The following is a 13568-nucleotide window of genomic DNA, read 5'->3' on the forward strand; positions in this document are numbered from 1 at the left end:
TGAAAAAAAACACTCGTGTTCATGTCATCTTATCTTTTAATTCTAAGCTACGCTAATACAAACAGGTTGGATTGCCAAACTAAACTTTTTTCCTCGATACAAGCTAACCGGGAAAAAAGAAGACCGTGATCGACACCTCTTACATCATCCGTTTTACCCATTCTTGAAGCCATGGAAGCGTCAGGCTTCGGCATAACAACAAGCGTCACTATTAATTTTGTATCAAAAGCAACAGTAGACGACCAATGGCCAAATTCATACACTCCGCTCTCTTCTAAAGTTACTCCAACGTAACAATACATTCCTATATCTGTACCGATATCCCAAGTCTCGTAAACATCCTCAAAAATATGATGTCTAATATAAATCATTTCATTTGATTTAAACTGAATACCTGTAAAACTGACAACCCAATTTTCTCCCTCGTAACAAAATTGAGTTCGCTCAACAGGATAAACCTGTGCCATACCCGTTGATATTCCCCCAACCAGGAGAACCAATGTTAATACTACTAGTTGAATCGTTTTTTTCATAATTCTTAATTTTAAAAGTTTAGTACGATAGTTATTTAAATGAATATTATCATAAAAGATAATATTTGTGTAAAATTAAGATAATTATTTTTCATATCAACATACTATGCACGTATAATGTTTATTATTATAATATAATTTATATTAATATAACAACAAAACACGAGTAATTCACAAAAAAAAACGTTTCGTATTCATACTCTTTTAATAGCATCTGTACTTGTTTATTTTACCCTTTCATCCGGGACGACGAGTGTACATTTCGTGATCTTTTTGTATATTCGCAAAAACGAATTCACGGGACATGCAAAAACTTTTCAAATTCACCAAACTGAAACTGATTGCCGGATATCTTATCCTGCTCTTTCTGGCAACTGTAGCCATTATCTTTATCTACAAAGAGACGCTGCAATTGACAGAAAAAGATCCCAAAGAAACCATCACGCAAACAAAACTATTCATCATCAGCAATACATTGGCCAAACTTTATGAAGCGGAGGGCATCGGTATCGCTTTCTCACAGACCAATTCCAAAACGAAATTCAATCGTTATATAAACTTGATGAAAGAGGTTCGGAGAAATATGGATACGCTAAAAAACCTGACTACCATAAAACTTCAGAAAAAAAGAATAGATACGATCAATTATCTTCTCAACCAAAAAATCGATAACCTCAAGGCTTTAATGGAGGTAAAGCAAATTTCCCTTCCGGAAGATTTCTACAATATCGCCATCGAACGGGTCGAAGCCATAAAAGACAGTACCGCCGTGGAACCGGAAGAGACAACACCCCAAACGATCACCACATATGATAGCGTGTACACCGTGAAGAAAAGAAAAGGCTTTATGGGACTTTTCTCCCGCCGGGACACCACGCTTCAAGTTACGATCAAGCATATCCCAGTCGATACGATCACACAGGAAAAACCCGTGGCAAAGACAGATTCATTAGTCACGGTAATCAAATCGGCCTGGGACGAATTTCAGCAACAGAACCAGGAGATGGCCAAAGAGGTCTACCGGAAAGAGATTGCCGTTATTCAAAGCGGACAAAATATCACGGAAAGAATAAAACGCATCCTCAGCGATCTGGAAAATGAGGAATTCGATCATACCATCACGAAGATGGAACAGCAACAACAGTTGACTCACAGTATTACACGCACGATAGCATGGATTGCCATCATATCCTGCGTATTGGTCATCGTATTTATTTCACTGATCATAAGCGACATATCCCAAAGCCAACGGTACCGAAAAGCTTTAGAGGAAGCCAAATCATTTACCGAAAAACTTTTACAAAGCAGGGAACAACTCATGCTGACGGTTACCCACGACATCAAAGCACCTCTTAGCTCCATCATGGGATATATTGAACTTCTGAACAACACATCTTTAGAAGAGCGTCAACGTTATTTTCTCCAAAACATGAAAAGTTCCTCCGAACACATTCTTCATTTAGCCAATAATCTGTTGGACTTCTCTAAACTGGAGTCCAACAAAATGGATATAGACCACGTTCCGTATAATCCGGCCCGTCTGCTACAGGAGACAAGCGACAGTTTACAACCTTTAGCAGCGAAAAAAGAGTTAATATTACAAAGCAACATAAGCTCGGCCTTGGATACTTCATATTCGGGAGATCCGATGAAAATCCGGCAAATAATCATTAATCTGTTATCGAATGCCATTAAATACACCCGGGAAGGAAGAATCGAGTTATCCGCCTTCGTGAGCCCCACGCAGGCAGAGACCTTAATTATCGTCATTAAAGACTCCGGACCGGGAATGACCCGGGAAGAGCAGGAGTTGATTTTCAAAGCATTCACGCGCTTAGATGCACAACACAATAACGGAGCCGAAGGAACGGGTCTCGGACTAACGATCACTCAACAGTTGGTTCAACTTTTGGGCGGAGAAATCAGCCTTGAAAGCGAGAAAGAGATCGGCAGTAGCTTTACGGTCAAACTTCCCCTACTGAAAGCTGTATCCCCGGTAGAAGTGCTGCCCGAAAAAGAGGAGACCAATCTTCCGGAGGTTCAACAATTGAAAGCCTTGTTAGTAGATGACGACCCATTACAACTCCACATGAGCACCGAACTGCTCAGACAAAAAGGGATTGTTTGTACATCTTGCAATGATCCGACAAAAGTATTGGAATATTTAGAGAAGGAAAGGTTCGATATTATTCTTTCCGATATTCAAATGCCCGGAATGGACGGATTCGAATTGATCGAGCAAATCCGGAGATTTCCGGACCCGGACATTCAAAAAATCCCGGCAATAGCCCTTTCCGCCAGAGGAGATATGAAAGAAAACCATTATAAAAAATCGGGTTTCTCGGCCTATCTGAATAAACCGTTTACACCGCAACAACTTTTCGAATGCATCGCCAAACTAACCGGATTTTCAGTAAAAATAAAAAACACGGAAGGAGAGTCCGTGACAAATAACCTTCCTTACGATTTAAACAGCATAAAAATATTTGCCGACCACGATCCTCAGGCTATAAAGGAAATCATCCGCTCCTTCATTAGGGACTGCGAAACCAATTTCTCGACATTAGCTCAACTTCTCGATAAGAAAGAGTTCCAACAAATCGGCAGGCTGTCCCATAAGATGCTGCCCATGTTCAGACAATTTGCCATAAAAGAGATTATACCGCTCCTGGCTTTTTTGGAGCAAACAGATTCTGCCCGGACCCCGGAAACCCGAATAAAAGAGCAAGTTGAAAAAATCATCCGGCAAGGAAAAACGATCTTGGAAGAATTGAAAAAAGAGTTATAAATCCTCCAACCCGAAATGTTTTAGTTTACTGTAAAGAGTCTTTCTATCGATTTGAAGGATGCGGGCCGCCTCGCTTTTGTTATTTTTACACCGAATCATTACGTCCCGAATCAACTCTTTTTCCATATCCTTACGACTTCCGACACTCTTCTCGGGAGAAGGGGCTTGTTGCTGCCATAATTCAGGCTGCAAACACTCTTTAACAATAAGTTTTCCGGGACACAAAAGGGTCGCTCTTTTCACCACGTTTCGCATCTCGCGAAGATTCCCCGGCCATCTGTAATTCCGGAAAATATCGGCAACACTCTCGTCAAAACCGACAACCTCTTTTCCTAAATCCTCATTGGCATTATCTAAAAAATGATTGGCAAAAACCATAATATCTTCCTTCCGCTCTCTTAAAGGTATCGCCTGAATAGAAAATTCATTCAACCGGTGAAACAGATCTTCCCGGAACTTTCCGGAAGCTACGGCTTCCTTTAAATTCTCGTTCGTGGCGGTAATGATACGGACATCGAAAGATATATCTTTCTGCCCCCCGATCGGATGAACCTTTCGTTCTTCCAACGCCCGTAGCAGTTGCACTTGTACATCATAGGAGAGATTTCCGATCTCATCCAGGAAAATAGTACCCCCCGACGCTAATACAAAGTAACCTTCCTTATCGGAAACAGCTCCTGTAAACGAACCTTTTATATGACCAAAAAACTCACTCGCGGCTAAATCTCTCGGAACCGCACCGCAATCCACAGCCACGAAAGGAGCATCCTTCCGGCTACTCATCGAATGAATCAAACGGGCGATATACTCCTTTCCCGTTCCGCTCTCTCCATTGATCAGTACACTCATGTTCGTGGGTCCTACCAAACGGATGTAGTCGTACAGTTGATCGGCCTTCTCGCTTATTCCTTTAATATAAGTGATTTCCGATGTTTTCGCGGTAGCGGTTTTTCCCTTTTCCTTGGGTTTTGTTTCCAATTTCAGGGCTTCCTGCAATTTTTTCAGAATCTCATCGGGGATAACCGGCTTGGATACATAATCGAAGGCTCCCAATTTAATAGCCGTTACGGCTGTCTGAATGTCGGCATAACCGGTCATTAAAATAACCTGTGCCTGAGGAGTTTTCTCTTTAATGATACGAAGCAGATCTATCCCATCTTTATCCGGCAAGCGCAAATCCGTGAGAACCACATCAAAAGCGGTTCCCTCCAATTTTTTTACAGCCTCTTTGCAGGTAAAAGCATTCTCTACTTCAAATTTACGCTTCCCCAACCAATTTTTCAACATGATACAGAAAGTCGTATCATCATCGACTACTAAAATTTTTGCCATAGATCGATTATTTATCTTACGAAAATAACCTTAAACGACTAAACAAAAAAAGATTTAACGCTATTTAATAAATAAAGAATCTTGAGGCGTTACGCCTCGGATCACCTCCACACATTCGGTGATACAGATCAGAAATTGATTATTATCTACATATACAATGAAAAGGAGGCTATCCCGGAATAGATCCGAACAGCCTCCTACAAATGCACGATTATGTACCTCACTTATTTCTCCCCTTCACTAATGAATTTCCCGTCTTTATCATATATGACCGTGATTGTTTGTTCATCTTTTTTCAAAATCAGTTTATATTGGTCGTTATCACCTTTATAAGCCTCTTCAATCGTATAGCCCTCGTATTTTTTCGCAACGGCATCCTTTACTGCTTGCGGCACATCGGCTACGTCAATTTTCGTCCAAACCACATCTGCCCGAGTGACCAGACTCAACATAACTTCCTGCTTGGTTGTATCCGGAATAACCGTATCTCTGGCAATAGTCTGGTGGGACGCTGCCACAACATAATTTGAAAAACCAAACACAACAACTGCTACGACTACGATACTTTTCAATACATTTTTCATAATTTCCCGTTTTAAAATTAAACTCATATATATTCAGTTCACTTATTAGATTCCAGCTTATGATCAGGTTCCGTTAAAAAGTGCGGCAATAACAACCCCGATACGGCTACAACGATAAAAAATCCAAAAACTACCATACTTTCAATTTTTAATTTTAACCTCTTTGCCTTTTCTATAAGAAATAGTATGCCAAAACATACAATTTCCGCCGCTTCCAAGATTTCATACTAATAATCAATACTATACAATATCGTTTATCGCCATACACCGTTTCCCGGATTGTAGAAAAACGGGGAACAACTGTGGCGATTTTCCACACCCATTCCGTGATTCCACACTTTACGAATTAATCCGTCGAAAAAACTTTTATTATTCTTCAAAAAATCGTAGTATTGTTGTTTATTTAAATATATGAAAACATTACTATATGGGTTCCTGTTCGCAGGACTACTCGTCGGCTGTCAGGACGACAAGATAGGGGATAAGAAGGATCTTTCGGAAAACTACAACATCAATCAATTTGTAGAGTCCCACATGAAAGAAGAGTATTTTTGGGCCAAAGAGGTCCAAACGAAAAACGTGGATAAAGAAACAGCTCCGTCCAGCTTTTTCAATGCCCTAAAATACGAAGGAGACAGGTGGTCTCGTTTAACCGACGAATCGGCTGACGGGACTCTCTCTGCCATTGAAGACGGAGATGATTACGGTTTCGGCATACGCGTAACCATTTGGAGCGATCAATCCGGCAATACCCTTTTTTCCAAAATCAATATGGTTTTTCCGGATTCCCCCGCGGGGAAAGCCGGACTGCGTAAAGGGGATATTATTACACGGGTAAACGGATTAACCCCGAATCTCTCTAATATACAAACGGCATTAAACGCCCGAGAGATAACGATTCAAGTGACCCATAAAAACGGTTCTTCCGAAAGTATCAGTCTGAATGCCCAAAAATATGAAGTCAATCCGATCCTAAAAAATACGGTAATCGAAGAGGGAGACAAAAAAATCGGTTACCTCGCCTATGCCAGCTTCGTTTATAAAAATCAAAGCTCTTTAGATGAACTAACCCGGATTTTCAACGAATTCAAAACACAGGAAATAGACGAATTAATATTAGACCTTCGTTACAACGGGGGAGGTTACAATCATGCGGCCGTTCATTTGGCCTCTCTTATCGCCCCGACATCCGCAGTTATGTCAAACAAGTTGTTGATTTATAAACAATGGAATGAAAAATACCAGGCGATATACCAAAATTCTTCTCTTATGACAGAAGAACATTTGAATGCCAAAGTTCCAGAGAATGCCCGGTTAGGTTTGGAAAAGGTATGGATTCTTACCAACAACTCCACCGCTTCGGCTTCCGAAGTTGTCATATCGGGCCTAAAACCTTATATGGATGTTATTACCGTAGGAGAAACCACTACCGGTAAAAATGCCGGAGGAATCGTTTATACTCCTTCCGATGCAAGCATCGACCAATGGAATGTCTATTTGATCGCATTCGAATATACCAACAGTAACCGTGAATCCGTAAGAAACGGGATTGTCCCCGATTACTACATAAAAGAAAGCGATAACGCTTATTTCCGGGATCAGAACGACTGGGGTGATAAAAACGAATATTTAATCGCTTACACGCTTGACCAAATAACCGGCCGAAGCTCATTCCGTTCGGCCCGCACGATATCGGGACAAGCAGTTCCCGAAACCTTGGAGCCAGAAGGACGTTATATTATCTCCTTTTAACTAAAGACCCTCCACTACTCAAATTACGAGTAATAACAGGGCTCCCGCCATACAAAAGCAAACCGGAAGAAGATATCTCCGCGTTTAATTTCTGACGCACGAAGATCTCTCCTTTAGCAGCATTGCTTATGTCAGCATTACACGTATCCGCTGATAATTCCCATGCCTTCAGGTAGGATGCCGTTGAAAGATTCAAATCCAATTGCTTTACTTCCCCTTTCAATTCCAAACGGGAGGCACCGGAAGCTTCCACCTGTAACTCGTTTCCCTTCACCTCCAATTTCATATTGGATGCACCGGAAGCGACCACCTCCAATTGATCGACCCGCAACAGCGCCGAGCCCTCAATCCGTGCCGCAGAAGCAGCCTCCAAACGAACAAGTCGCGGTAAGGTCACCAATACGTTCATTACCGTGTAGCGGCGAATGCTAATACCCGGTTCTATATATACATTCAACTGATTATTTTTTATCTCCGTCTTGATATATGGCAGAATATTATCATCCGACTCCACGGATATCGTTGCCGTCTTATCCAATGTCACATAGAGTGTAATCCCCTGTTGAACGGATATTTTTTCAAAATGGACCTCCGAAGGTCGTTGCGACATCAACACATAACCCGTTCCCGTTACTTTTTTGTCTTTTGCCCATCCGCTTACCGCAAAAAGCAAAAAACACAATCCCCATAATAGACCTTTCATCATTCGAATTATTTATATTCATATTCATTTTTTCCCTCCAACAAACCGATAGACTGCAGATACTCGGTTTCACTCAGTTTCAACTGCGTCTTGGCTTCGACCCAGTCGCTCCATGCTTGTTGCCATTGAGCTTGAGCCTCTAACAAATTGGTCAGATTTTCCATTCCTACCTCGTATTGGTTTGTCGTAATCTTTAAATTTTCTTCCGCCTGAACCAATGCCGTACGGGTTAATTGAATACGGGTTTGAGCATCTTTCAGTTTAAATCGGTTTCCGGCAATTTCCAATCTCATCAATTCCCCCATTTTCTCTTTGTTTAAACGGCTTATCTCCTCGTCTACCTTTGCAGAACGGACCTTGTTCCGACCTTCCCCCCAATTGAATACGGGAATCTGTACCGAAGCCAATGCATTAAACGAATGATCGTCGGCACCATCCCCGTTTAATTCCAAGCCCCCGCTAAAACCATACCCTACAGAGACTCCGACCTGAGGCAAGAAACCGGAACGAGCGATACGGATCTCTTTCTGTTTCATCTCGATCTCCTTTTCTAACATATTATAATCGGGACGTTGCTCCAGATGATCGGGTAAAGCCCATATTTGCGGACTTAATGTTGAAGATAACGAATCTGTCAATTCTATCCTCGTCTCCAAATCCAATCCGACCAAACGACAAAGATTCATCCGGGAAAGTTCCTGCCCGTGTTGGGCCTTCTGTAATTGCAAAACAGCCTCATTGAATTTCACCTGTGCTTTCAACACATTATTTAAAGAAGTCATTCCGGTTTGTTGAGCATCTTCCAGATTTTTCACCAACTCCCCCACGACCTCCTTGTATTTCCGGGCCACGAGAACCAACTCCCGAACCCGTATACATTGCCAATAAGCCTGTTCCAACTCAACAAGAACTTGCGAACGATTTAAGCGCACATTCTCCTTTGCCAATATTTCTCCCGCTTTGGCTGCCTGATGAGCGGCCCGGATCTTCCCTCCCAAAAAAAGGGGCTGTTGCAACTGCACGCCGGCCATATATACTCCTCTCATCGAAAGAGAAATCGGAATATCCGGTAAAAAAGCATACTCTTTAAACACGGGTTTTCCATCGGGACCGAAGATAGGTTTCCCGTCCGGACCGACAACTAAATTCGGTTCTAACTTTTGATTCTCTCCGGGCACGTAAGTCGGCAAATATCCCCCGTCCAAACTATACTTCTGTTTTTTCTGGTTATAAAAATAAATACCGGTAATCGAAAGTTTCGGATAGTAATTGGCTCTATACTCTTTTTTGGTCCAAACGGCCTTTTGTTCCTGTTGGCGGGCAATAGCCAATTGTTGGCTATACTCAAGTGCCATTTCCCGACAGCGCTCTAAGTTCAGCACGACCTGCGCCTTCACCGGACTCAGTCCTAACACCAGTAGGGTAATAAATAAAAATCGCATCTTCTTCTATTATTTAAATTCTATCGTTCAAAACTCATTCATTAACTTAATCCCATGTGAAAATCTTTCTTCTCCCGTTTCGGATGTTTGATTTTTAAAAAGAGAGAATAAAGAACCGGAAGAATAACCAACGTGATCACGGTCCCAATAAACAACCCACCCATTATGGTCACGGCCAAAGCCCCGAACATATCGTCGTTAACCAAAGGAATCATTCCCAATATGGTTGTCATCGCGGCTAAAAATACAGGACGCAACCGGGAAGAAGAGGCATCCAACAAAGCCTGGAAAGGATCTTTCCCCGATCGGATCTGGATATCGACCTCATCCACCAACACCACACCATTTTTAATCATCATCCCGACAAGCCCGAGTGCTCCCACGATAGCAACAAAACCGAACTCTTTTCCGGCCAACAACATTCCGAAAACGACTCCGGTAATCGCTAACGGCAAACACAATAAAATCATCGCCGGACGTTTGAAATCTTTAAAAAGTGCAATCAAAATAGCCAACACGAGAACAATAGCAACCGGCACATTCTTAAACAGGTATTGTTTGGACTGCGTACTGGCCAAATACTCCCCTTGCCACTCGGTCGTATACCCCGGAGGAAATTGAATCGTGTCGATTTTAGTAAGAAGGCTGTTCCGTACTTCATTGCTGGTGTATCCCGGAGCATTGTTACATTGGGCGGATATAGAACGCTGGCCGTTATAACGACGCACCACGGGAACCTCCCAAACGGCATTTATTCCATTGGTCGCTTGATTTAAAGGCGTTGACCCGATTGCAGCCGTCAATAACTCGTCTGCCGAAATCATTCCGCTTATCAGCTCTTTTATGGTCTCCATGTTCAACAGATTCGTGGAAGGAACCAAACTCCAAACCGGAACGTTTCCTAATTTACCCAAACGTTGATTATCCTGCCCCACACTTTTTACATAAATCGGCAAATCGTGTTGTCCCTCGTAATAGGATCCTACCGGCAAACCGTCTGTCGTCGCCAACAAGGCCATTCCGACATCCTCGCGGGAAAGATTGGCCACCCGTGCTATCGGTTGATAATACTCCACGTTCAAAGCCGGCGTCATGGGTCCCCAGTCATTGGTCACCAGCATCGTGGTCGAATCATCCCTCATGATCTCCTCCACTTGGGCACATAACCGCTTTAAGACGGCAGGGTCAGGCCCTGAAATCATAAACTGCACGGGATAGTCCATGTACATCAGATTGTATTGTTTCATGCGTACGTAAGCAGAGGGGTAATGTTCCGATAAATATTTCTGTAACTCGTTCAGATTCGCTTTCAATGTCTCCGGAGAAGTAAAATCCACGATCAACTCGCCGTAACTCAAAGCCGGCTCGGCCACGGTCCGGACCAAATTATACCGGGAAGGTGTTCCTCCCAAGCTCGTCGTTACCATCGTGATCTCGGGACGGGAAGAGAGATACCGTTCGATGGAAGCCAGATCTTCTTTTACCGTCTGCGGATTCGTCCCGTAAGGCATCTTATATTCTATATACAATTGATTGTAACTCAAATCGGGGAAGAACCCTTGTTTTATATACCGAAACATGTACACACTGACTAATAACAGAACGACTGTCGCAGCCAAAACACCGATCCGGTTATACACGGAAAATTGCAACACCCCCCTAAACATCCGGTATACCTTCGTGTCATACATCTCTTTTTCGCTAACCTGCTTGGCCGGGTTTACCTTCAATCCCCTATCCGCCTGAATCGGGACATAAGCCAACGCTAACACCCAACTCAACCACAAGGAGACCGCCAGTACGATAAAAAGATCCCGGACATACTCACCCGTCGTATCGGGAGAGAGATAAATCGGTAAAAAGGTTAAGATCCCGATCGTCGTTGCTCCCAACAAAGGCCATGCTGTTTTTTTGGTAATATTGACCAAAGCATCGGGTTTCTTCAGTCCCCGTTTCAAATCTACCAATATCCCATCCGTGATTACAATAGCATTATCCACCAGCATTCCCATGGCCACGATAAACGAAGCCAACGAAACCCGTTGTAACGTTCCATGCATCATATGAAGTATCACGAAAGACCCTAAAACCACGACAACCAAACCGATACCAATAATATAACCGCTTCTGAAACCCATGAATAACATCACGACCAAAATAACGATCAGGACGGATTCTATCAGATTCACCATAAATACGTTAATAGCACTCTGCACCCGGGTAGGTTGAAAAAATACTTTTTGAAAATCAATTCCAGCCGGAATAATTTCCCGTTTCAATTCTGCTAATTTCTCGTCCACCTTCTTACCCAATTGAATGATATTCCCTCCTTTTTCCATGGCAATAGAGATGGCGATAGCAGGAATCGTATCATAGATTAATCCCTCCCGCTGGGGTTCCACGTATCCTTTCGTGATAGTTGCCACATCCGAAAGCCGGATCTGATCTTGCTCATGCCCTTTTATCAGAAGGTTACGAATATCCTCTATGGCTTTATAAGCTCCGTCTACATTCACCCTTATCCGCTTTTCTCCGCTATCGAAATAGCCGGAATAAACCGTTTTATTTTGTCCGTTCAGCGTCATGATAATCTCCGCGGGGTGAACGCCGAGATTGGCCATCTTATCCTCCCGTATATCGATATTGATACAAGCCTGCCGCTCCCCGTATATATCCACACTGCTTACCCCGTCTATATCCAATACCGTACGACGGACCAATTCGGCATAATCGGACATCTCCTGATATCCGAATCCGTCCGAGGTCATGGCATAAAACATTCCGTATACGTCCCCGAAATCATCCATCACCAAAGAGGCATTGGCCCCTTCCGGTAATTGAGCTTGAACATTTGCCACCTTCCGTCGCAAAATGTCCCAGTTTTGTTGTAACTCCGCCAGCGGTACCGTACTGCTCAGTTCCACCGTAATCATCGACACATCGTCCATCGAAAGAGAAGAGACATGATCCAAATCTCCCATGGAACGTATGGATTTCTCCAGAACATCCGTTACCTCCAATTCGACTTGATAAGCCGAGGCTCCCGGAAAAGTGGTTATCACCAAAGCCTGCTTCACCGTAATAGCCGGATCCTCCAGTTTACTCATGGTAAAAAAAGAATAAACTCCTCCGACCACCAACACGAAGACGAAAAAATAAACTAAGGCTTTATTTTTTAATGCATATTCCGTAAAGTTCATATTATCAAAATTACAAGTTGCCTACCCGCCGGTTACCATCGTCTATAAATCGTAACCGACAAAGCATTATAAAAGTTTTCCGACATTAGAGGTTGATACGGGGGGAAGTTGACGAACTTTTTGTCCCTCTTTCAAATGATTGACCCCGGCTGTAACGATCCAAGATCCGGGTAGCAGTTCGGATTGAACCAAAACCATCCCGTCTTTCTGAATTTCAACGATCTCTACTAAAGATTTACTTATCTTCCCCTCCTTCTTTTCGTAAGACCACACATACGATTTCCCGTCTTTTTGAAAAAGAGCGGAAATAGGAATCAAGGCCAAATCGTCTTTCCCCGGCATAAAGTCGATGGTGACAGTAGCGCTCATCCCTGCAGCGATATCCAATTTTTGTTCCGGTTTCAGACGAAACCGGACTTTAAAGAGTTGATTGTAATTAGCCTGTTGTGCGATTTCCAATAGTTCCAACGGAATTTTCATTCCCGGATACACATCGGCAACGCAATAAGAACTCACGAAGTTCTCCCGGCGAATATAATCACTCGAGGGAATATCTATGTCTATCTCGAAGTAATTATCATTGATCATCGACAATACGGGTAATCCCTGATTAACGATTTCATGAGCATCAAAAAACTTTTTTTGGATATACCCGTCAAAAGGAGCCCTTAATTTCGTATCGTTCAAAGCATTTCGATGCGCCTCATAAAGAGCCTTAATCCGTTTCAATGCAGCAACCGCCTTATCATAATCATTTACCGGAACACTCTTCCGGCGATAAAGCTCCATCACTCGCTCCGACTCACCTTTGATCTGTTTATACTCGGCCGCCGTAGCATCAAATTGCAACTTATAATCCCGGGGATCGATTTCGGCTAATACTTGTCCCTTCTTCACGTATTCCCCCTCTTTTGCTCTAAACCTTATGATCGGACCCGCCACCCGAAAGGCCAATTTCACATCCGAAGCCGCTTTTATCTTCCCCGGATAACTCGTACTACTCTCTCCTTCATATTTTTGAATCTCTGCCGTTTTAACCAACTGCGGGATCTCTAATCCAGGCGCCGCTCTGCGACAGGATTCGACTACAAATAAAGCTCCTATCACCGGAGCCCATTTCAATACAGAAAAAAACATCATCTTCATAATATACAGTTAAAGATCATAACCATATACTCAAAAGACTAAACAAATGTTTCACTTTCTTTTCCGAAACTCGATAAAAACATCCAAA

9 protein-coding genes are annotated in these 13568 nt (G+C 42.8%); 2 read left to right on the top strand and 7 right to left on the bottom strand.

Going from position 1 to position 13568, the window contains the following annotated elements; translation table 11 throughout:
- Positions 1-47 precede the first annotated feature (47 nt).
- Positions 48-533, bottom strand: a complete 486-nt coding sequence (locus tag DMB45_RS02985) for a hypothetical protein (RefSeq protein ID WP_041503101.1) — start codon at positions 531-533, stop codon at positions 48-50.
- Positions 534-837: 304 nt separating this feature from the next.
- Here DMB45_RS02985 and DMB45_RS02990 point away from each other — a divergent pair, with 304 nt between their 5' ends.
- A complete protein-coding gene (locus DMB45_RS02990; RefSeq protein ID WP_110688433.1) occupies positions 838-3321 on the top strand; it encodes a hybrid sensor histidine kinase/response regulator in 2484 nt (827 codons plus the stop codon).
- On the opposite strand, the gene DMB45_RS02995 is transcribed toward DMB45_RS02990, so the two are convergent.
- Positions 3316-4653: a sigma-54-dependent transcriptional regulator gene (locus DMB45_RS02995; RefSeq protein WP_059026755.1), complete on the bottom strand. Its 1338-nt coding sequence runs from the start codon at positions 4651-4653 to the stop codon at positions 3316-3318. The genes DMB45_RS02990 and DMB45_RS02995 overlap by 6 nt on opposite strands.
- Positions 4654-4877: 224 nt before the next feature.
- Positions 4878-5237, bottom strand: a complete 360-nt coding sequence (locus DMB45_RS03000; RefSeq protein ID WP_146216411.1) for a hypothetical protein — start codon at positions 5235-5237, stop codon at positions 4878-4880.
- 411 nt (positions 5238-5648) lie between these two features.
- Here DMB45_RS03000 and DMB45_RS03010 point away from each other — a divergent pair, with 411 nt between their 5' ends.
- The gene (locus DMB45_RS03010) at positions 5649-6989 is read left to right on the top strand and encodes a S41 family peptidase (RefSeq protein WP_110688436.1); all 1341 of its coding nucleotides are present in this window, start codon (positions 5649-5651) and stop codon (positions 6987-6989) included.
- Here the strand turns inward: DMB45_RS03010 and DMB45_RS03015 are convergent.
- The 4 genes from DMB45_RS03015 to DMB45_RS03030 form a co-directional block, all read right to left on the bottom strand.
- Positions 6976-7695, bottom strand: a complete 720-nt coding sequence (locus DMB45_RS03015) for a head GIN domain-containing protein (RefSeq protein WP_110688437.1) — start codon at positions 7693-7695, stop codon at positions 6976-6978. The two genes, DMB45_RS03010 and DMB45_RS03015, sit on opposite strands and share 14 nt — an antisense overlap.
- Before the next feature lie 5 nt (positions 7696-7700).
- Positions 7701-9134 carry a TolC family protein gene (locus DMB45_RS03020; protein WP_110688438.1) on the bottom strand — a complete coding sequence of 478 codons (1434 nt, stop codon included), beginning with the start codon at positions 9132-9134 and terminating at the stop codon, positions 7701-7703.
- A gap of 41 nt (positions 9135-9175) precedes the next feature.
- Complete coding sequence (locus DMB45_RS03025) at positions 9176-12334, bottom strand: efflux RND transporter permease subunit (protein ID WP_041503108.1); 3159 nt, start codon at positions 12332-12334, stop codon at positions 9176-9178.
- A 66-nt stretch (positions 12335-12400) separates the two neighbouring features.
- The gene (locus DMB45_RS03030; RefSeq protein WP_237143271.1) at positions 12401-13480 is read right to left on the bottom strand and encodes an efflux RND transporter periplasmic adaptor subunit; all 1080 of its coding nucleotides are present in this window, start codon (positions 13478-13480) and stop codon (positions 12401-12403) included.
- Positions 13481-13568 lie beyond the last annotated feature (88 nt).

This window comes from Sanguibacteroides justesenii (assembly GCF_003204205.1).
Classification (GTDB): Bacteria; Bacteroidota; Bacteroidia; order Bacteroidales; family Marinifilaceae; genus Gabonibacter; species Gabonibacter massiliensis.

Bases quoted from the DNA above. Each gene is read 5' to 3' on its own strand.
- DMB45_RS02985 (WP_041503101.1), bottom strand. From the start codon at position 533: ATGAAAAAAACGATTCAACTAGTAGTATTAACATTGGTTCTCCTGGTT.
- DMB45_RS02990 (WP_110688433.1), top strand. From the start codon at position 838: ATGCAAAAACTTTTCAAATTCACCAAACTGAAACTGATTGCCGGATAT.
- DMB45_RS02995 (WP_059026755.1), bottom strand. From the start codon at position 4,653: ATGGCAAAAATTTTAGTAGTCGATGATGATACGACTTTCTGTATCATG.
- DMB45_RS03000 (WP_146216411.1), bottom strand. From the start codon at position 5,237: ATGAAAAATGTATTGAAAAGTATCGTAGTCGTAGCAGTTGTTGTGTTT.
- DMB45_RS03010 (WP_110688436.1), top strand. From the start codon at position 5,649: ATGAAAACATTACTATATGGGTTCCTGTTCGCAGGACTACTCGTCGGC.
- DMB45_RS03015 (WP_110688437.1), bottom strand. From the start codon at position 7,695: ATGATGAAAGGTCTATTATGGGGATTGTGTTTTTTGCTTTTTGCGGTA.
- DMB45_RS03020 (WP_110688438.1), bottom strand. From the start codon at position 9,134: ATGCGATTTTTATTTATTACCCTACTGGTGTTAGGACTGAGTCCGGTG.
- DMB45_RS03025 (WP_041503108.1), bottom strand. From the start codon at position 12,334: ATGAACTTTACGGAATATGCATTAAAAAATAAAGCCTTAGTTTATTTT.
- DMB45_RS03030 (WP_237143271.1), bottom strand. From the start codon at position 13,480: ATGAAGATGATGTTTTTTTCTGTATTGAAATGGGCTCCGGTGATAGGA.